The organism is Pseudomonas sp. CBS, from assembly GCF_024734645.1.
Lineage (GTDB): Bacteria > Pseudomonadota > Gammaproteobacteria > Pseudomonadales > Pseudomonadaceae > Aquipseudomonas.
Genome location: NZ_CP102929.1, coordinates 4,879,489 through 4,898,378, shown reverse-complemented (window position 1 = coordinate 4,898,378; position 18,890 = coordinate 4,879,489). Strand labels below are relative to the sequence as shown.

Genomic DNA, 18,890 nt, shown 5'->3' with positions numbered 1-18,890 from the left:
CTGGCAGTCTGAATGCTTACTTGTAACTCAATCTGACTGAGAGGACTGATATGGCCTTGCGCTCGGAAATTCTGGTGAACAAAAACGTGCTTCCTACTCAAGAACAAGCTTTGCCTGGCCGTGAAACCCCGATGTCCCTGCCCGAGACTCACTTCGTCAACGGCAACCCGCTGCTCGGCCCGTTTGTCGACAACGTAGAGTTTGCGATCTTCGGCCTGGGTTGTTTCTGGGGTGCGGAACGCAAGTTCTGGCAGCGCGACGGCGTGGTCAGCACAGTGGTGGGTTATGCCGGTGGCTACACGCCGAACCCGACCTATGAAGAAGTCTGCTCGGGCCTGACGGGCCACAGCGAAGTGGTGCTGGTGGTGTTTGACCAGGACAAGATCAGCTACGAAGAACTGCTGAAGATGTTCTGGGAACTGCACAACCCAACCCAGGGCATGCGCCAGGGCAATGACATCGGCAGCCAGTACCGGTCGGTGATCTATGCGGTCAAACCGGAGCATCTGGAAGCGGCGAAGGCCAGTGCACAGGCTTATCAGACTGAACTGACCAAGGCCGGCCTGGGCACCATCACCACAGAAATCGAAGAAGCACCGACGGTGTACTTCGCCGAGGCGTATCACCAGCAGTACCTGGCGAAGAATCCGCAGGGCTATTGCGGGATTGGCGGCACCGGCGTGACCTGCCCGATCTGATTGCACCAGATCGTTCCCACGCTCTGCGTGGGAATGCCGCTCTGGACGCTCCGCGTCCGCTCTGAAATTCGTGACGCAGAGCGTCACAGGATGCGTTCCCACGCAGAGCGTGGGAACGATCAGTTACTCGGCGATAAGCCAATCCATCTGCCAGCCACCCTGGGTTTGCCCAAGCTGCTTGGACAACCACGGCAGCAGCTCGCGCAACTCTTCCTCCAAACCCCACGGCGGGTTGGCAATCGCCAGGCCCGAGCCGGTCAGGGTGTTCGGCGTATCCAGCGGATGCACCAGCAATTCCACCCGCAGCAACTTCGGCGCACCGGTACCGGCCAGGTCCTGGTAAAAGCGGCGCAACATGCGCTGGTCCTTCACCGGGTACCAGATCGCGGCCACTGTCTGGCGCATCCGGCTCACGGCTTCCTTGAGGGACGCGGCGCAGCGCTGCATCTCGTCGAGCTTTTCGAATGGCGGGTCAATCAGCATCAGTGCGCGCTTTTCCGGCACCGGCAGCAATGCGCGGGGCACGTGCCAGCCTTCGCCAAGGTGCACTTTCACCCGACGGTCGCCCTTCATGTTGTCCTTGAGCAGCAGGCCGTCTTCCGGGTGCTTCTCGTTGAGCAACACGCGGTCCTGAGGGCGAGTCAGGCGTCGCGCCAGCTCCGGTGAGCCCGGGTAGTAGCGCAACTCGCCATCCGGGTTCATCTCGTGCAGCACGCGCATGTAGTCGGCGGTCAGCGGCGGCAGGTCGGTCTGGCCCCACAGGCGGGCGATGCCCTCCAGGTACTCACCGGTGCGGTTCGCCTGGTCGCCCTGCAGGTCGTACAGACCAATGCCGGCGTGGGTGTCGAGATAGGCAAACGGCTGTTCCTTGCGCGACATCAGGGCGATGAGGCGGGTCAGGGTCAGGTGTTTGAAGACATCGGCGTGGTTGCCGGCGTGAAAGGCGTGACGATAATTCATGGTTGCTCCTGCGCAGGGGGCGAAGTTTACCTTTTACGCAGGCAAAGGTGCAGGGCTGCGCGTCAGGTGGTGCTTATGCCGCAAACACAGGGGCGCCGCCGAAAATAGTCTAATTGCCGGTACGAAAGCGGATTTATTGTGGCGAGCAATTATCCATGGAGGTCATAAAAACTCATGAAAGACGCCACCATCGCCCTGCACCACGGCTTCAAGTCGGACCCGACCACCAAGGCCGTCGCCGTGCCGATCTACCAGAACGTCGCTTTCGAATTCGATAACGCCCAGCACGGCGCCGACCTGTTCAACCTCGACGTGCCCGGCAATATCTACACACGCATCATGAACCCCACCAACGACGTGCTGGAGCAACGCATCGCGGCACTGGAAGGCGGCATCGCGGCCCTGGCGGTGTCGGCCGGCAGCGCGGCAATTCACTATGCAATCCAGACCTTGACCCGTGCCGGTGACAACATCGTCACCACTCCCCAGCTATACGGTGGCACCTACACCCTGTTCGCCCATTTGCTGCCGAGTTTCGGCGTCGACGTGCGCTTCGCCCGTGACGACTCTGCCGCCGCCATCGCCGAGCTGATCGATGACAACACCAAGCTGGTGTACTGCGAAAGCATCGGCAACCCGGCAGGCAATATCATCGACATCGAAGCCCTCGCCGACGTCGCCCACGCTCGAGGTGTGCCGCTGATGGTGGACAACACCGTGGCCACGCCGATCCTGTGCAAGCCGATCCAGTTCGGCGCGGACATCGTCGTGCACTCGGTGACCAAATACGTCGGCGGCCATGGCAACTCGCTGGGTGGTGTAATCGTCGACAGCGGCACCTTTCCCTGGACTCAATACCCGGAGAAATTCCCCGGCCTCAACCAGCCCGAGCCGGCCTATCACGGTGTGGTCTACACCGAAAAATTCGGCCCCGCGGCGTTCATCGCCCGCGCCCGCACCGTGCCCCTGCGCAACACCGGCGCGGCCTTGGCGCCGATGAATGCATTCCTGCTGCTGCAAGGTCTGGAAACCCTGGCCCTGCGCATGGAGCGCCACACCGAAAACGCCTTGAAGATTGCTTACTTCCTGCAAGACCACGAGCTGGTGGAGTGGGTCAGCTACGCCGGCCTGCCGGATCACCCACACCATCATCTGGCGCAGAAATACATGCAGGGCAAACCGTCGGCGATCCTGTCCTTCGGCCTGAAGGGCGGTTATGAGGCGGGCGTACGTTTCTATGACTCACTGCAAATCTTCAAACGCCTGGTGAACATCGGCGATGCCAAGTCCCTGGCCTGTCATCCGGCGTCCACCACCCACCGTCAGATGAATGAACAAGAGCAGGCGAAGGCCGGGGTGAAGCCGGAGATGATTCGCCTGTCAGTCGGCATTGAGGCGATTGAGGACCTGATCGAGGACTTGCAGCAGTCTTTGGCTTCAACCCAACTCTGAGCCCAGCCAGGCAGCCAGCGCCTGATGACTGACATCCGGCCGGTGCACGAAGTGAGCGACCTTGTGCTTCAAGGTCGCCGGCGCAAAGGCACTGTGCAGGTCCGGGCGCTGTTCTTCCAGCCATTGCAGCAAGTTATCCACCAGCGTAACGCTCGATTGCTCACTCAAGTGCTGGAGAACCTGCGGCGGCACTTGCCACCACGGGCTTGGCTTTGCCGCTCCCGCCGTTGTAACCGCTACCTCATGCTGGCGACCATTGATCCAGTAGCGACTGAATACCGGGAGCAACGCCTTCGCCTGCGGTCCCAGCGCCTGCAAGACAGGCAGGACATAAGCGCCGTCCCAGAAACGAAAGAACACCGCCTGCCCTTCCGGCAAGATGACCTTGGTCAGGCTGCGCAGGTGCTCGACGACGCTTTGCACAGAACAAGACGACACGGCCAGCCATCCCCAATCGGTACCGTCGCATTCGGCGGCCCACTTCAGAAAAGCACTTTCAACCGCAACCACCGCAACGCAGGGCATGACCTCATCCCATGTCGCATACTCGCTGCCCGCCCAGATTGGACTGAGCGAGCCACCACTGGTACGACGCCAGGCTTCAAGCGGCTTGCAGTCACTGGCGTTGCCCAACACTGCAAACAACTGCTCGCCCTCCTGCAAGGGTGCAGCCTCAAGCCACTGCTCGGGGGAAGTCATGGCGTACCTCCGGCCAGTGATGCGTTGCGGTGCAGACGCGTATTACACGCGCCATTCCTGCAGCGTTCGCACTCTTCGCAAAAGGGCGCACTGCGTTTCAGGCTGGACACCTGCACAGCACTCAACGGTGCCGGTATGACAGCCAGCAACTTTTCTTGCAGGCCCGGCATCAGCAGCGCTCCCGCCGATGCCGGCGAGCCGCCAAGCTGGACCTCTGTGCTACTGAAAATCCCGTCCGCTGAAACATTGATCCAGTGCCCGCCTGCCTGAAGGGTCACGCTGGCGCCTGCATCGATAACAATACTTTGCCCGGCGCCGATGTGAACGGTGAACCCGGCACGCACCTGCTGGGAGCCGGTGATCGTCAGATGATCGTCCTGCTTGAGTTCGGTCAGGCGGTTGCCGTGGGTGGTGCGCTGTTCTTCGCCCTGAAGCTCGTGACGATCAAGGCCTTTGACGATCACGTTGCGCTGGTTGTCGACCTGCACATGCTGGTCGTGCAGCACATGCTGGGTCCAGTTGCGCTGGGCACGCAGGTAGATTTCCTCGGCGCCCTTGCGGTCCTCGATGCGCAGCTCGTTGTAGCCACCGCCGCCGGGGCTGGTCTGGCTGCGGAAGATGCTGCGGGTCTTGTCCGCCGGCAGGTCCAACGGCACTGGCGTCGCCGCATTGGCCAGGCAGCCGACCACCAGCGGCGTGTCGGCGTCGCCATCGACAAAGCCCACCAGCACCTCCATGCCTACTCGCGGGATCAACACCGCGCCGTAATGCTCATGGGCCCAGCCACTGGCCACTCGCAGCCAGCAGCTGGAATGCTCATTGTTTTCCCCGACGCGATCCCAGGCCAGTTGCACCTTGACCCGGCCGTATTCGTCGCAATGGATTTCACTGTCGACGGGGCCAGTGACCACGGCGTTCTGGTAGCCGGACATCGGCGGCCGAGGCACCAGCAACGGCGTTCGAAACGGCACGTCCCATGGTGTTACAACAAAGTCATTGCTATAGCCCTGAGACAATTCATCACTGACAGCGTCAGCGGCTGACTCCTCCAGCGCCTGAGGTTGGCGCCCTACATGCGTCACTTGGGTGACCAACCACAAATCATTCCATTCCTGACGAGGATGCCCGGCCATCTTCAGGAAGCGGCCGCTGAGCAGAGCCGGCTGATCGCTATGACCGTTGGCCTGGCGAAAGTCGCCGCGGTGGCGCTCCAAAACACGTTGCGCCAGGTATTTACCATGAGCGCGATCCGTAAAATGCCCGGGATAACGCTGGTCTTCCAGAGTGGGAAGCTGGCCACCGGATGCCACGCTTTCCAGCGCCAGACGGGGTTTTCTGAAGTCGTAATCCCGCAGGTTCACACCGGTGGTACGGGTCTTCAGCCGCACAATAAAACGCTTGATCACCGGTGTGTCGGCAACCATCCCGGAACCTGCAGCGTACTGGGTTGCTTGATCAGGCTGGACGAACACGGTCTGGTCATCGCCGAACACCAAAAGATGGCGCTCCGGATGGTGCTGGAAGTGATAGTGGATGCCCGACTCGGCGCACAACCGCTGAATGAACTCCAGATCGGTTTCGCCAAACTGAACGCAGTACTCACGCTTGGGGTACACCCCGCTCAGTTGAAACGAGAAGGCATCCCCCTGGATGCCCTGCCCCTCCAGCACCAGTGCAAGGATCTGCGGCACCGTCCGGTTCTGGAAAATCCGCTGGTGAGCGCTGTGCTCAAGATAAGCCAACTGCGGAACCAGCGTGATCTGATAACGCGTCAGGCGCTTGCCCGAGTCGCCTTGCGCCACCCGATAGACCTGGCCATGGATACCATGGCCATGCGCATCAAACCCCAGGAACGCCTGGCGATGCATCAAGCTTTCCAGGTCAAGGTCGGGTTGCTCGCTGACCAGTTCAAGGTCAAAACGATAGGGCAGGCTGATGAATTCATCGCCCGTGAACTCACGTACCTTGAGATCACTGGGCACGCCGTCGAGAGTCAGGGTAAAGGCACTTTGATTGGCAGGAGCGAACATCCGGTGTTTCTCTGCGAGTAGTGGGTGGCCGATTCTGCACCAGCTGTTTGCCGAGCTGAGTGCGCTGCCGGCAAATCAGTAAATCCTTACATCCCAGGTGCCCAATTCTTCATGTCTCAAACGTCGAGCAACCGTCATGAGCGTGCTAGCGTTACGACCCACCTCATCGGCATCACAACGGAAAAAACCATGGCCACCCGCTACGCAAAAATCGTTCTGACCCTTGCCCTGGCAGCCTTCGCCACACTCGTCGCCTTCAACAACATCACTGACTACGGCTCCAACTTCGCCTTCGTCAAACATGTGCTGAGCATGGACACCACCTTCCCCGGCAACGCCGCGATGTATCGCGCCATCACCACCCCATGGCTGTGGCACGGTGCGTACTGGCTGATCATCGCCGGTGAAGCCCTGACGGCCGCCCTGCTGGCGCGTGGCGCACTGGCCTTGTGGCGGGCTCGTCGTGCTACTGGCACCGAATTCAACCTCGCAAAGAAATGCGCAGTTGCAGGACTGACCCTCGGTTTTGTCGTGTGGTTCTTCGGATTTATGGTGATCGGCGGCGAGTGGTTCCTGATGTGGCAATCCCATCAGTGGAACGGTCAGGAAGCTGCGTTCAAGTTTTATATGGCGATCCTGGGTGTGCTGATTTTTCTCAACCAGCCGGACACTGACCACGACTGAAAAACCACGAATTCGAAATCGGTGGATGCCCTTTCACAAACTACTGTCAGATAGCTGACGGTAGCTTGTAGCCCTTTTCCCAAAGTATATAAACCACCTCACATTCAACGCTCACAGTCACAAGGCGAGCCCTTAAATTGCGGTGCCATCTCCGTTCGGAAAGGACCGCATACATGGCATGCAACAACCATCACGCCCTGAATACTCCCACCACCAACTTGATTGGCGGAGGAGTTGGTGGGGCGACAGGGGGACATTACGTCAGCATCGGTGGCGAAAAGGCAGGAGAGCTGTTGTATGAATATTGATTACTTTTTAAATCTCCCTGCAGAGTCCTTGATTGTAATCAGCTCATTCCTGCTGATAATCATTGCCAACATTCTCGGCATATTCTTGTGCTACCGAAAGCTTGAGACTATGGAAATCCTCTTAAACAGAAGTCGCCTGGTGACCTTCCACAGCGGCTATTGGGGAACCTCTCCACGAGAAAGAATGATGAGACTTTGTGCAGTGTACGTAGCCGTTGCACTCCCCAGGCTAAATGCACGGCGTGGTGCTGTAGACCTTCAGCAGGTACAAGCATTTCCGCGCAATACCAAACTTCTGCTACACACAACGGTTCTTGTTGGCATGACCGGCCTGCTAGGAATGATCGTTGTTTATTTTGACTGACCAGCAGCGGTGAAAAAAACGGCCCGTCATCCAAAGATGCGGGCCGTTTTCACCTCAGCGGGCATTCAAGCCCCCGCCGATTACTTGTTGAGGTTGTAATCCGCCTCGGCCGCGTCAAACCGCTGAAGCATGCCAGCCGTCGGAGCGCCCAGCTTGCTCACGAAGTAGATCGCCAGGCTGACAAAGATGAAGCCCGGGATGATTTCGTACAGGCCCAACAGGTTGAAGTGCTTCCACATGATCACAGTGATCGCACCCACCAGGATAGGGGAAGCCATTTATGAATATTGACTACTTTCTCAATCTTCCAGTGAAAACCCAGCTAGCGATGGGCTCGTGCCTTGCAGTCATTGCTTGCGTCATTATCGGTGTATTCCTGGCCTACCGAAAACTGGAGTTCATGGAGGGCCTTTTGGATAACTGCCGCTTGGTAGCCGCCCATCGACGCTTCTGGGCCAACTCCCTGCGAGGGCGAATGATCAGACTATGCGTCGTCCATGTGGCCATTGCGCTGCCAGGATGGAACGCAAGACGCGGCGCTATTGACTTGCGGCAGGTCCAAGCTTTTCCGCGCGGCCTGAAAGCCATCTTCAGCGGGATGAGCTTTTTTGGCATAACCGGGGTGACAGGCTGGATAGCCGTTTACTTCAGTGATCATCTGAACCTGTGAAAACAAAACGCGAGATATGGTTGCCAGTGCTTTCTCGTATTGGCTCCCACAACAGGTCCTGGGTCATTAGGCTGCCTATTGATAGCTGGCGGTGTAGGGGGAGCTGCCGGAGGAAGTCTGCTTGGGATGGCTGGCGAAGAAATGGGAGATCTATTGTATGAACATTGACTACGTCCTCCAGCAACCCTTGAAAGACCTGATACTAATAGGCTCCTCCTTGTTGATGATTGCTTACGGCACTTTCGGATTTTTCCTTGCGTACCGAAAACTTGAGGTAATGGAGCGCCATCTAAACAAGTGTCGCCTTGTGGAATTCCATAGTGACTTCTGGGGAAGCTCACCGCGAGGCAGAATGCTAAGACTCAGCGCGGTCTATGCGGCACTCATGTTTACCAAACGAAACGCAAGACGCGGCATCATCGATGTACAGCAAGTACGAGACTTTCCGAAAGGCATGAAATGCCTACTTCACTGCACAGCTATTTTCGGACTGCTGTGGATAATATCGGCGTTAACCTTCTACCTTTGCTACTACCTGAAACTGTAAAAACTGCGATTTTTTAACCCCATAGAAAAGGCCCGTCATCCAAAAAAGATGCGGGCCGTTTTCACTTCAGCGGGCATTCAAGCCCCCGCCGATTACTTGTTGAGGTTGTAATCCGCCTCGGCCGCGTCAAACCGCTGAAGCATGCCAGCCGTCGGAGCGCCCATCTTGCTCACGAAGTAGATCGCCAGGCTGGCAAAGATGAAGCCCGGGATGATTTCGTACAGGCCCAACAGGTTGAAGTGCTTCCACACGATCACGGTGATCGCCCCCACCAGGATGCCGGCCAGTGCGCCATTACGCGTCATGCCTTTCCACAGGACCGAGATCAGCACCACAGGACCGAACGCAGCACCGAAACCGGCCCAGGCGTAGCTCACCAGGCCCAGTACGCGGTTTTCCGGGTTGGCGGCCATGGCGATGGCGATCAGCGCCACCAACAGCACCATGGCACGACCTACCCATACCAGCTCGACCTGGGAGGCGTTTTTACGCAGGAAGGTTTTGTAGAAGTCTTCGGTCAGGGCGCTGGAGCACACCAGCAACTGGCAGCTCAGGGTACTCATCACGGCAGCCAGGATGGCCGACAGCAGCACACCGGCAATCCATGGGTTGAAGAGCAGCTTGGCCAGTTCGATGAACACACGCTCGTGGTTCTCGGTCACGGGACCGGCGACTTCCGGGTGCGCCGAGAAGTAGGCGATACCGAAGAAGCCCACCGCTACGGTGCCGCCCAGGCACAGGATCATCCAGGTCATGGAGATGCGACGGGCATTGGCAATCGATTTCACCGAATCCGCCGCCATGAAACGCGCGAGGATGTGCGGCTGACCGAAGTAACCCAGGCCCCAGCCCATCAGCGAAATGATGCCGATGAAGGTGGTGTTTTTCAGCATGTTGAAGTTGTCAGGGTTCTGCGCTTCGATCGCCAGGAAGGTGGTGTCGACGCCACCGGTGGCCAGCAGCACGATGATCGGCGTGAGCAGCAGGGCGAAGATCATCAGCGTGGCTTGTACGGTGTCAGTCCAGCTCACCGCCAGGAAACCACCCACGAAGGTGTAGGCGATCGTCGCGGCAGCACCGGCCCACAGCGCAGTCTCGTAGGACATGCCGAAGGTGCTTTCAAACAGGCGGGCGCCGGCAACGATGCCGGAAGCGCAGTAGATGGTGAAGAACACCAGGATCACCACCGCAGAGATGATCCGCAGCAGGCCGCTTTTATCTTCGAAACGGCTGGAGAAGTAATCCGGCAGGGTCAGGGCGTCGCCGTTGTGCTCGGTCTGCACTCGCAGGCGACCGGCAACAAACAGCCAGTTCAGATAGGCACCGACGATCAGGCCGATGGCGATCCAGCTTTCCGACAGGCCAGACATGTAGATCGCGCCGGGCAAGCCCATCAGCAACCAGCCGCTCATGTCCGAGGCGCCGGCCGAGAGCGCGGTGACCACGCTGCCGAGGCTGCGACCGCCGAGGATGTAGTCGGAAAGGTTGTTGGTGGAGCGATAGGCCATGAAGCCGATCAGCACCATGGCAGCGATATAGATCACAAATGTGATCAGGGTAGGATTACTTACGCTCATTGAGTTACGCCCTGGCATTGTTTTTATGTAGCGGCGGTCTGTCCGGACGGCCACCCACTTAGCTAGTGGATAGACGAAGCCTGGCGCCGCGCATTTATGACTGACGTTTCCCCAGGAAAGCCATCAGCCGATGAACCGTCCGTAAGAGGTTGCACCTTGGGCGCGAATGCTATTCAACAAAGCAAATAAGGTGCAACCAGTTTCTTGAGAATAAGTTGCACCTTGATGTTTTTTGCGAAAAACACCGTTTTTTTGCTCCTTTTCGGAGCAAGCGCAGCCAAAGTCAGAAGCAAATGCACCAAGGCACAGCCGATTCGGCTGCGCCGATAATTTTTCCCGATCAGCATCAAAAATTTCATGGATAAAAAGGGTTGCACCCGGTTGCACCTCTCACGGCGCGAAGCTAATCTTGCCGCCAGCTGATGCCACGCAGTAGTGGCACCCATGAGGATAAAAAGATGGCTACGACCACCCTTGGGGTCAAACTTGACGACCCGACCCGCGAGCGCCTGAAGGCGGCCGCGACCTCCATTGATCGCACGCCGCACTGGCTGATCAAGCAGGCGATTTTCAATTACCTGGAGAAACTCGAGGGTGGTGCAACCCTGGCCGAGCTCAACGGCCTGGGCAGCAAGGACGCAGAAGAAGCCGGCGAGGTCCAGACCGACCACGCCCACCAGTGCTTCCTGGAGTTCGCCGAGAGCATCCTGCCGCAATCGGTACTGCGCGCGTCGATCACCGCCGCTTACCGTCGCCCGGAACCGGAAGTGGTACCGATGCTGATCGAGCAGGCCCGTCTGCCCGCGGCAATGGCTGAAGCCACCAACAAGCTCGCCTCTTCGATTGCCGAGAAACTGCGCAATCAGAAAAGCGCCGGCGGCCGTGCAGGCATCGTCCAGGGCTTGCTGCAAGAATTTTCCCTGTCGTCCCAGGAAGGCGTAGCGCTGATGTGCCTCGCCGAAGCGCTGCTGCGCATCCCCGACAAAGGCACCCGCGACGCACTGATCCGCGACAAGATCAGCACCGGCAACTGGCACCCGCACTTGGGCAACAGCCCGTCGCTGTTCGTCAACGCCGCCACTTGGGGCTTGCTGCTGACCGGCAAACTGGTCGCCACCCATAACGAAGCCGGCCTGACGTCGTCCCTGAGCCGCATCATTGGCAAAAGCGGCGAGCCGATGATCCGCAAGGGCGTCGACATGGCCATGCGCCTGATGGGCGAGCAGTTCGTCACCGGCGAAACCATCGCTGAAGCCCTGGCCAACGCGAGCAAGTTCGAAGCCAAGGGTTTCCGCTATTCCTACGACATGCTCGGTGAGGCCGCACTCACCGAACACGACGCCCAGAAGTACCTGGCCTCGTACGAACAAGCCATCCACTCGATCGGCAAAGCATCCCACGGTCGTGGGATTTATGAAGGTCCGGGCATCTCCATCAAGCTTTCGGCCCTGCACCCGCGTTACAGCCGTGCGCAGTACGAGCGCGTGATGGACGAGCTGTACCCGCGCCTGCTGTCGCTGACCCTGCTGGCCAAGCAATACGACATCGGTTTGAACATCGACGCCGAAGAAGCCGATCGCCTGGAGCTGTCGCTCGACCTGCTGGAACGCCTGTGCTTCGAGCCGCAACTGACGGGCTGGAACGGTATCGGCTTCGTGATCCAGGCTTACCAGAAGCGTTGCCCGTATGTGATCGACTACGTGATCGACCTGGCACGCCGCAGCCGCCATCGCCTGATGATCCGCCTGGTAAAAGGCGCGTACTGGGACAGCGAAATCAAGCGCGCCCAGGTCGAAGGCCTGGAAGGCTATCCGGTGTACACCCGCAAGGTGTACACCGACGTTTCCTACATTGCCTGTGCACGCAAACTGCTCTCGGTTCCGGAAGTTATCTACCCGCAGTTCGCTACCCACAACGCTCACACCTTGTCGGCGATTTACCATATTGCCGGTCAGAACTATTACCCCGGCCAGTACGAGTTCCAATGCCTGCACGGCATGGGCGAACCTCTGTACGAGCAGGTTGTAGGCAAGGTCTCCGAAGGCAAGCTGAACCGTCCGTGCCGCGTGTACGCACCGGTCGGCACTCACGAAACGCTGCTGGCTTACCTGGTACGTCGTCTGCTGGAAAACGGCGCCAACACTTCGTTCGTCAACCGCATCGCCGACCAATCCATCTCGATCCAGGAGCTGGTGGCCGATCCAGTGGCCAGCATCGAGCAGATGGCGACGCAGGAAGGCGGCTTCGGCCTGCCGCACCCGCGTATCCCGTTGCCCCGCGACCTGTATGGTGCCGAGCGCGCCAACTCCGCCGGTATCGACCTGGCCAACGAACACCGTCTGGCGTCGCTGTCCTGCGCCTTGCTGGCCACCGCTCACAACAACTGGAAAGCCGCGCCGATGCTCGGTTGCGCTTCCAGCAACGAAGCGGCCGCACCGGTGTTGAACCCGTCCGATCTGCGTGACGTGGTCGGCCACGTACAGGAAGCAACTGTCGAAGACGTCGACAACGCGATCCAGTGCGCCCTGAACGCTGCGCCAATCTGGCAGGCCACCCCGCCCGCCGAACGCGCCGCGATCCTGGAACGTGCCGCCGACCTGATGGAAGGCGAGATCCAGCCACTGATGGGCCTGCTGGCCCGTGAAGCCGGCAAGACCTTCGCCAACGCCATCGCCGAAGTGCGCGAAGCCGTGGACTTCCTGCGTTACTACGCAGTGCAGGCCCGCAACGATTTCACCAACGATGCCCACCGCCCGCTGGGCCCGGTGGTGTGCATCAGTCCGTGGAACTTCCCGCTGGCGATCTTCAGTGGCCAGGTCGCTGCTGCACTGGCCGCCGGTAACCCGGTGCTGGCCAAGCCTGCCGAGCAAACACCATTGGTGGCCGCACAAGCCGTGCGCCTGTTGCTGGAAGCCGGGATTCCGGAAGGCGTGCTGCAACTGCTGCCGGGCCAGGGCGAAACCGTCGGTGCTCGCCTGGTGGGTGATGATCGCGTCAAGGGCGTGATGTTCACCGGCTCCACCGAAGTCGCGCGTCTGCTGCAACGCAGTGTCGCCGGCCGCCTGGATGCACAGGGTCGTCCGATTCCGCTGATCGCCGAAACCGGTGGCCAGAACGCGATGATCGTCGACTCCTCGGCACTCACCGAACAAGTGGTGATCGACGTAGTGTCCTCGGCCTTCGACAGTGCCGGCCAACGTTGCTCGGCCCTGCGCGTGCTGTGCTTGCAGGAAGATTCTGCTGATCGTGTCATCGAAATGCTTAAAGGTGCCATGGCTGAATGCCGCCTCGGCAACCCGGAGCGCCTGTCGGTGGACATTGGCCCGGTGATCGACGCCGAAGCCAAGGCTGGCATCGAGAAACATATCCAGGCCATGCGCGACAAAGGCCGCAACGTTTACCAGGTCGCGATTGCCGATAGCGAAGAGATCAAGCGCGGCACGTTCGTGATGCCAACCCTGATCGAACTGGAAAGCTTCGACGAACTGCAACGGGAGATCTTCGGCCCGGTGCTGCACGTGGTGCGCTACAAGCGCAAAGAGATCGACCAGCTTATCGGCCAGATCAACGCCTCCGGCTACGGCCTGACCCTGGGCGTGCACACCCGTATCGACGAGACGATCGCCAAGGTGATCGACAACGTCCACGCCGGTAACGTCTACGTTAACCGCAACATTGTGGGTGCCGTGGTGGGCGTGCAGCCGTTCGGCGGCGAAGGTTTGTCGGGTACCGGCCCTAAAGCCGGCGGTCCGCTGTACCTGTACCGCCTGCTGTCGACCCGCCCTACGGATGCCATCGAGCAATCCTTCGTGCGCGGTGATGCTGTGACAGCACCGGATGTTCGCCTGCGGGATGCCATGAGCAAGCCTCTGACTGCCCTGCAAGCCTGGGCCGACAGCAACAAGCTCAGCGACTTGAGCGCCCTGTGCGTGCAGTTCGCCGCGCAATCCCAAAGCGGTATCACCCGCCAACTGGCCGGCCCGACCGGCGAGCGCAACAGCTACGCCATCCTGCCCCGCGAGCACGTGTTGTGCCTGGCGGAAGTGGAAGGCGACCTGCTGACGCAACTGGCAGCGGTACTCGCAGTCGGCGGCTCGGCGGTATGGCCGGAAACTGAATTGACCAAGGCCGTGTTCGCACGTTTGCCGAAGGAGCTTCAGGCGAAGGTCAAGCTGGTGGCTGACTGGACCAAGGATGAAACCGTATTTGATGCCGTGCTGCATCACGGCGATTCCGACCAACTGCGCGGGGTTTGCCAGCAAGTGGCCAAGCGTGGCGGGGCGATTGTCGGGGTTCACGGTTTGTCTTCGGGCGAAACCGGGATTGCCCTGGAGCGTCTGGTGATCGAGCGGGCGTTGAGCGTCAACACCGCTGCGGCGGGTGGCAACGCCAGCCTGATGACCATCGGCTAACTGAAGAAACGCGGTCAAAATGTGGGAGCGGGCTTGCTCGCGAATGCGGAGTGTCAGTCACCGGATGTACTGACTCATCCACCGCATTCGCGAGCAAGCCCGCTCCCACATTGACCGCGTTCCACCTTCGAGCCGCGTTTTGCCCCTCCATCACCCAGATCAATCTTGCTATCCAGCCTCTATTTGCGCACTTAGACTCGGCCCATTCCCACACAGGTAAGCCGCCATGTCCGAGACGCTGCTCAGTTCCCGCAATCTGGCTTTCGAGCTGTACGAAGTCCTCGATGCCGAGGGCCTGACCCAGCGCGAGCGGTTTGCCGAACACAACCGTGAAACCTTCGACGCCGCCATCGGCACCGCCCGCAGCATTGCCGAGAAGTTTTTCGCCCCGCATAACCGCAAAGGCGACGAGAATGAACCCCGCTACGAGAACGGTCAGGCGATTCTGATTCCTGAAGTGAAACCGGCGGTGGATGCCTTCCTTGAAGCCGGCTTTCTCAACGCTGCCCGCAGCTTCGAAGCCGGCGGCATGCAACTGCCCACCCTGCTCTCCCAGGCGTGTTTCGCCCACTTCCAGTCGGCCAACGCCGCATCCACGTCCTACCCGTTCCTGACCATGGGCGCCGCCAACCTGATCGAGAGCTTCGGCACCGAGGAGCAGAAACAACGCTTCCTGCAACCCATGATCGAAGGCCGCTTCTTCGGCACCATGGCCTTGACCGAGCCCCACGCGGGTTCGTCGCTGTCTGATATTCGTAGCCGCGCAGAGCCGGCAACTGACGGCAGCTATCGCCTCAAGGGCAACAAGATCTTCATCTCCGGCGGCGATCACCCGCTGTCGGAAAACATCGTGCACATGGTGCTGGCCAAGCTGCCGGACGCGCCTGCCGGGGTGAAGGGCATTTCGCTGTTTATCGTGCCCAAATTCCTGGTCAACGACGACGGCAGCCTGGGCAAGCGCAACGATGTGCTGCTGGCCGGGCTGTTTCACAAGATGGGTTGGCGCGGCACAACCTCCACCGCGTTGAATTTCGGCGATAACGGCGAGTGTGTCGGCTACCTGGTGGGCAAACCGCACCAAGGCCTGAGCTGCATGTTCCAGATGATGAACGAAGCGCGGATCGGCGTGGGCATGGGCGCGGTGATGCTCGGTTACGCCGGCTACCTGTACTCCCTGGAATACGCCCGCGAGCGTCCGCAAGGCCGCCTGCCGGACAGCAAGGACCCGAACACTGCGCCGGTGTCGATCATCCAGCACGCCGACATCAAGCGCATGCTGTTGACCCAAAAAGCCTACGTGGAAGGTGCCTTCGACCTTGGTCTGTACGCCGCACGCCTGTTCGATGACACCACCACCCTGGAAACCGAAGCGGCGCGCAAACAGGCCCACGAACTGCTGGACCTGCTGACGCCTATCGTCAAATCCTGGCCGTCGGAGTTTTGCCTTAAAGCCAACGAACTGGCGATCCAGATCCTCGGCGGCCACGGCTACACCCGTGAATACCCGGTGGAACAGTACTACCGCGACAACCGCCTGAACCCGATCCATGAAGGCACCCACGGCATTCAGTCGCTGGATTTGCTCGGGCGCAAGCTGGCGCAGAACGGCGGTGCGGGCTTGAAACAACTGATCCGCCTGATCGCCGAGACCGGCGCGCGGGCACAGGCATACCCATCACTGACTGCCTTGCGGGAACCGCTGGAACAACTGGTAACGCGCCTGCAAGCAGTCACCCTCGGCCTGCTGACGGATCTCGCCCAAGGCAAGGTCAACAGCAGCCTGGCGAATTCGGCGCTGTACCTGAAAGTGTTCGGGCATACGGTGATTGGCTGGCGCTGGCTGGAACAGGCGATTCGCGCCGAGGAAGGGCTGGCCAAGGGCAATGCAGCCGATGTCGCCTTCTATAAGGGCAAGCTCCAGGCCGCCCGGTACTTCCTGACGTGGGAAATACCGGGCTGCCATCATGAACTGGCGATTCTCGAGGCACGCGATGACACGTGCCTGGGGATGCAGGATGAGTGGTTCTAAGGCTGTCCGATCGCCTTGGAAATCACTTCGACCGTGGCGCTGACTTGCTCTTGGTAACGGTCGAGTTCCTGCTGGTGGTGCTTTTGCATTTCGATCTGCTCGGCGCACAGGTTCAGCGCCGCCAGCACCAATAGCTTGTCACCGATCAGCGTCGGGTACTTTTTCTTGGTGGTGGCCAGGGATGCCTTGAGCATCGTCACGGCGCTCATCAGGGTGTTGTCTTCCCCTTCCGGAGCCTTGATCGAGTAATCCTCACCGAGAATCGAAACGACCTTTATCCCTTCATTCATGCGCTGACAGGACCTGCGCTCACACGCTCAACCAACGCCTGGATACGAGCTGCAGTGGCGCCCTGCTTCTCTTCCTGTTCCATCAGGTTCAGTTGCAGGCTGTCGTTTTCATCCTTGGCGCGAGCCAGTTCGGCCTTGAGGGATTCGTTGGTGCCCAGCAGATCCTGATTCTGCTGTACCAAGTCACTGACCAGTTGTTCCAATTGGCTGAGGGATGCTTCTAACATTTTGATTTCTCGGGCTTTTTCAAAGGGCGGTGACGATAAAGAAAAATCACCTCGGATGCCAGGGTTATCCCCGGCGCGGGGCCTTGATTTTACAGGGCAGGCCACGCTTTCGAGCCTTAGTGACTGCATTTATGGCATCTGGTTCCTGAATCCCGTCGGACCGTCCCGCTCTGCGACAAAAGCGCGCACCCCCTCAAGACTTTAGTCGTATGACCGATAGGTCATGGACACCCCGCCCAAACCCCGCATGGATCGCGCTTCTCCCCAGGATCACAGCATGTCTCTTCGTAATATGAATATCGCGCCGCGGGGCCTTCCTCGGCTTCGCGTTGATTGGCGCGCTGATGTTGTTTCTCGGCGTGTTCGCGTTGAACCAGATGAGCAAGATTCGCGCGGCGACGGAAGACATCACCCTGAGCAGCGTGCCGAGCATTCGCGCCCTGGACGAGTTCACCCAGCTGACCCTGCGCCTGCGGGTGCTGTCCTATCGCCTGCTGACCAACCGCGAGCCCGACGTCCAGCAAAAGACCCTCGAAGCGTTTGATGTGCGCAATCAGCAGATTCGTACCGCCCAGGCGGTCTACGAGAAGCTGATCGACAGCAGCGAAGAGCGTGCTGCCTATGACGAGTACGTGCGTCTTTTGGGCCAGTACCACCAGATCGAAGAGCGCATGAAGAGCCTGTCCCGGGCCAATCAGATGGACGAGTTGCGCACCCTGCTGAACACCGAACTGCTGAGCAACTCGGAGCAGGTCAACGCCGTGCTGAACCGCCTGCTGGACATCAATAACAAGATGGCCACCGCCACCAACCAGCAAGCCGCCGACCAGTACGACATGGCGTTTGAGCTGGTGGTGATCCTGCTGATCCTGGCCACGGCGCTGACCATGCTGTTCGCCTGGTTGCTGACCCGCAGCATCACCCTGCCGATCGCCCAGGCCCTGGACGCCGCCGAAGAAATTGCCGAAGGTAACCTGACGCGTCCGATCAAGGTCGAAGGCAACGACGAAGCCGGCCGACTGCTGTTGGCGATGGCCAAGATGCAGGACAAGTTGAAGGACACTTTGCAACGCATCGCCGGCTCGGCCACCCAGCTGGCTTCCGCAGCGGAAGAGCTGAACGCCGTGACCGACGAAAGCGCCCGTGGCCTGACCCAGCAAAACAACGAAATCGAACAAGCCGCCACGGCGGTGAACGAGATGACCAGTGCGGTTGAAGAAGTGGCCCGCAACGCGGTCAGCACCTCCGAAGCTTCGAAAAACGCCACCTCCTCGGCCGGCGATGGCCGTGACCTTGTGCAGGAAACCGTCGGCGCCATCGAGCGCATGAGCAGTGACGTGCAAGCCACCGCGACCTTGATCGGCAACCTGGCGGAAGAGTCCCGGGACATCGGCAAGGTGCTGGACGTGATTCGTGGCCTGGCCGACCAGACCAACCTGCTGGCCTTGAACGCGGCGATTGAAGCGGCGCGTGCCGGTGAAGCCGGGCGTGGTTTTGCGGTGGTGGCGGATGAAGTGCGGGCCCTGGCCCATCGCACCCAGCAGTCCACCAGCGAGATCGAGCGGATGATCGGCAGCATTCAGGCCGGTACCGAGCATGCGGTGAATTCAATGCGTAACAGCACCGAACGCGCAGAGTCGACGCTGAATATCGCCAAGGGTGCGGGGATGTCGCTGGATACCATCAATACCGCCATCGTTGAAATCAACGAGCGCAACCTGGTGATCGCCAGTGCCGCTGAAGAGCAGGCGCAGGTGGCGCGGGAAGTGGATCGCAACCTGGTGAACATTCGTGATTTGTCGGTGCAATCGGCAACCGGCGCCAGCCAAACCAGTGCGGCGAGCGGCGAGCTGTCGCGATTGGCGGTGGATTTGAACGGGATGGTGGGGCGGTTCAGGCTCTAAATGTGGGAGCGGGCTTGCTCGCGAAAGCGGTGGATCAGC

The 18,890-nt window shown here is 59.8% G+C and carries 16 protein-coding genes and 2 pseudogenes; 10 read left to right on the top strand and 8 right to left on the bottom strand.

Annotated elements, in window-relative coordinates; genetic code table 11:
• The first annotated feature begins 50 nt into the window (after positions 1–50).
• A complete protein-coding gene (msrA, locus tag NVB75_RS22420; protein WP_258343367.1) occupies positions 51–698 on the top strand; it encodes a peptide-methionine (S)-S-oxide reductase MsrA in 648 nt (215 codons plus the stop codon).
• A gap of 123 nt (positions 699–821) precedes the next feature.
• Here the strand turns inward: msrA and NVB75_RS22415 are convergent, their stop codons facing one another.
• Positions 822–1,658, bottom strand: a complete 837-nt coding sequence (locus NVB75_RS22415; RefSeq protein ID WP_093202466.1) for a 23S rRNA (adenine(2030)-N(6))-methyltransferase RlmJ — start codon at positions 1,656–1,658, stop codon at positions 822–824.
• Positions 1,659–1,832: 174 nt separating this feature from the next.
• On the opposite strand from NVB75_RS22415, the gene NVB75_RS22410 reads away from it, so the two are divergent.
• Complete coding sequence (locus tag NVB75_RS22410) at positions 1,833–3,110, top strand: O-acetylhomoserine aminocarboxypropyltransferase/cysteine synthase family protein (protein ID WP_258343366.1); 1,278 nt, start codon at positions 1,833–1,835, stop codon at positions 3,108–3,110.
• Here NVB75_RS22410 and NVB75_RS22405 read toward each other — a convergent pair.
• Entirely contained in the window at positions 3,096–3,809 is a 714-nt protein-coding gene (locus NVB75_RS22405; protein ID WP_258343365.1) for a DUF4123 domain-containing protein, read from the bottom strand. The genes NVB75_RS22410 and NVB75_RS22405 overlap by 15 nt on opposite strands.
• Positions 3,806–5,839 carry a type VI secretion system tip protein VgrG gene (locus NVB75_RS22400; RefSeq protein ID WP_258343364.1) on the bottom strand — a complete coding sequence of 678 codons (2,034 nt, stop codon included), beginning with the start codon at positions 5,837–5,839 and terminating at the stop codon, positions 3,806–3,808. The genes NVB75_RS22405 and NVB75_RS22400 overlap by 4 nt, the downstream gene beginning before the upstream one ends.
• A gap of 189 nt (positions 5,840–6,028) precedes the next feature.
• On the opposite strand from NVB75_RS22400, the gene NVB75_RS22395 reads away from it, so the two are divergent.
• Together NVB75_RS22395 and NVB75_RS22390 are read left to right on the top strand one after the other, a co-directional pair.
• A complete protein-coding gene (locus NVB75_RS22395) occupies positions 6,029–6,523 on the top strand; it encodes a DUF2165 family protein (RefSeq protein WP_258343363.1) in 495 nt (164 codons plus the stop codon).
• A 297-nt stretch (positions 6,524–6,820) separates the two neighbouring features.
• The gene (locus NVB75_RS22390) at positions 6,821–7,195 is read left to right on the top strand and encodes a hypothetical protein (protein ID WP_226475807.1); all 375 of its coding nucleotides are present in this window, start codon (positions 6,821–6,823) and stop codon (positions 7,193–7,195) included.
• Between the two features lie 80 nt (positions 7,196–7,275).
• Here the strand turns inward: NVB75_RS22390 and NVB75_RS22385 are convergent.
• Positions 7,276–7,461, bottom strand: a pseudogene (locus NVB75_RS22385) (sodium:proline symporter); the annotation flags it as partial.
• A gap of 14 nt (positions 7,462–7,475) precedes the next feature.
• Between NVB75_RS22385 and NVB75_RS22380 the strand changes: the two are divergent.
• Positions 7,476–7,865, top strand: a complete 390-nt coding sequence (locus NVB75_RS22380; protein ID WP_258343361.1) for a hypothetical protein — start codon at positions 7,476–7,478, stop codon at positions 7,863–7,865.
• 157 nt (positions 7,866–8,022) lie between these two features.
• A complete protein-coding gene (locus tag NVB75_RS22375) occupies positions 8,023–8,412 on the top strand; it encodes a hypothetical protein (RefSeq protein ID WP_258343359.1) in 390 nt (129 codons plus the stop codon).
• A 92-nt stretch (positions 8,413–8,504) separates the two neighbouring features.
• On the opposite strand, the gene putP is transcribed toward NVB75_RS22375, so the two are convergent.
• Positions 8,505–9,989, bottom strand: coding sequence for a sodium/proline symporter PutP (putP, locus tag NVB75_RS22370; RefSeq protein WP_258343358.1), 1,485 nt, complete (start codon positions 9,987–9,989; stop codon positions 8,505–8,507).
• 173 nt (positions 9,990–10,162) lie between these two features.
• Positions 10,163–10,336 carry a hypothetical protein gene (locus NVB75_RS22365; protein ID WP_258343357.1) on the bottom strand — a complete coding sequence of 58 codons (174 nt, stop codon included), beginning with the start codon at positions 10,334–10,336 and terminating at the stop codon, positions 10,163–10,165.
• 111 nt (positions 10,337–10,447) lie between these two features.
• On the opposite strand from NVB75_RS22365, the gene putA reads away from it, so the two are divergent.
• Positions 10,448–14,401 carry a trifunctional transcriptional regulator/proline dehydrogenase/L-glutamate gamma-semialdehyde dehydrogenase gene (gene putA, locus NVB75_RS22360; protein ID WP_258343356.1) on the top strand — a complete coding sequence of 1,318 codons (3,954 nt, stop codon included), beginning with the start codon at positions 10,448–10,450 and terminating at the stop codon, positions 14,399–14,401.
• A gap of 226 nt (positions 14,402–14,627) precedes the next feature.
• Positions 14,628–16,430, top strand: a complete 1,803-nt coding sequence (locus NVB75_RS22355; protein WP_258343355.1) for an acyl-CoA dehydrogenase — start codon at positions 14,628–14,630, stop codon at positions 16,428–16,430.
• Here the strand turns inward: NVB75_RS22355 and NVB75_RS22350 are convergent.
• Together NVB75_RS22350 and NVB75_RS22345 are read right to left on the bottom strand one after the other, a co-directional pair.
• Entirely contained in the window at positions 16,427–16,720 is a 294-nt protein-coding gene (locus NVB75_RS22350) for a cell division protein ZapA (RefSeq protein WP_017478279.1), read from the bottom strand. The genes NVB75_RS22355 and NVB75_RS22350 overlap by 4 nt on opposite strands.
• Positions 16,717–16,947, bottom strand: a complete 231-nt coding sequence (locus tag NVB75_RS22345; RefSeq protein ID WP_003209413.1) for a hypothetical protein — start codon at positions 16,945–16,947, stop codon at positions 16,717–16,719. Before NVB75_RS22345 ends, NVB75_RS22350 begins: the two co-directional genes overlap by 4 nt.
• A 344-nt stretch (positions 16,948–17,291) precedes the next feature.
• Here NVB75_RS22345 and NVB75_RS33465 point away from each other — a divergent pair.
• Together NVB75_RS33465 and NVB75_RS33460 are read left to right on the top strand one after the other, a co-directional pair.
• Positions 17,292–17,945: pseudogene (locus NVB75_RS33465) on the top strand (MCP four helix bundle domain-containing protein); the annotation flags it as partial.
• A 33-nt stretch (positions 17,946–17,978) separates the two neighbouring features.
• On the top strand, positions 17,979–18,851 hold the full coding sequence (locus NVB75_RS33460; protein WP_375378951.1) for a methyl-accepting chemotaxis protein: 873 nt from the start codon (positions 17,979–17,981) through the stop codon (positions 18,849–18,851).
• Positions 18,852–18,890 lie beyond the last annotated feature (39 nt).

Bases quoted from the DNA above. Each gene is read 5' to 3' on its own strand.
- NVB75_RS22395 (WP_258343363.1), top strand. From the start codon at position 6,029: ATGGCCACCCGCTACGCAAAAATCGTTCTGACCCTTGCCCTGGCAGCC.
- NVB75_RS22400 (WP_258343364.1), bottom strand. From the start codon at position 5,839: ATGTTCGCTCCTGCCAATCAAAGTGCCTTTACCCTGACTCTCGACGGC.
- NVB75_RS22405 (WP_258343365.1), bottom strand. From the start codon at position 3,809: ATGACTTCCCCCGAGCAGTGGCTTGAGGCTGCACCCTTGCAGGAGGGC.
- NVB75_RS22355 (WP_258343355.1), top strand. From the start codon at position 14,628: ATGTCCGAGACGCTGCTCAGTTCCCGCAATCTGGCTTTCGAGCTGTAC.
- NVB75_RS22390 (WP_226475807.1), top strand. From the start codon at position 6,821: ATGAATATTGATTACTTTTTAAATCTCCCTGCAGAGTCCTTGATTGTA.
- NVB75_RS33460 (WP_375378951.1), top strand. From the start codon at position 17,979: ATGGCCAAGATGCAGGACAAGTTGAAGGACACTTTGCAACGCATCGCC.
- NVB75_RS22415 (WP_093202466.1), bottom strand. From the start codon at position 1,658: ATGAATTATCGTCACGCCTTTCACGCCGGCAACCACGCCGATGTCTTC.
- NVB75_RS22375 (WP_258343359.1), top strand. From the start codon at position 8,023: ATGAACATTGACTACGTCCTCCAGCAACCCTTGAAAGACCTGATACTA.
- putA (WP_258343356.1), top strand. From the start codon at position 10,448: ATGGCTACGACCACCCTTGGGGTCAAACTTGACGACCCGACCCGCGAG.
- NVB75_RS22410 (WP_258343366.1), top strand. From the start codon at position 1,833: ATGAAAGACGCCACCATCGCCCTGCACCACGGCTTCAAGTCGGACCCG.
- msrA (WP_258343367.1), top strand. From the start codon at position 51: ATGGCCTTGCGCTCGGAAATTCTGGTGAACAAAAACGTGCTTCCTACT.
- NVB75_RS22365 (WP_258343357.1), bottom strand. From the start codon at position 10,336: ATGCTGATCGGGAAAAATTATCGGCGCAGCCGAATCGGCTGTGCCTTG.
- NVB75_RS22380 (WP_258343361.1), top strand. From the start codon at position 7,476: ATGAATATTGACTACTTTCTCAATCTTCCAGTGAAAACCCAGCTAGCG.
- NVB75_RS22350 (WP_017478279.1), bottom strand. From the start codon at position 16,720: ATGAATGAAGGGATAAAGGTCGTTTCGATTCTCGGTGAGGATTACTCG.
- putP (WP_258343358.1), bottom strand. From the start codon at position 9,989: ATGAGCGTAAGTAATCCTACCCTGATCACATTTGTGATCTATATCGCT.
- NVB75_RS22345 (WP_003209413.1), bottom strand. From the start codon at position 16,947: ATGTTAGAAGCATCCCTCAGCCAATTGGAACAACTGGTCAGTGACTTG.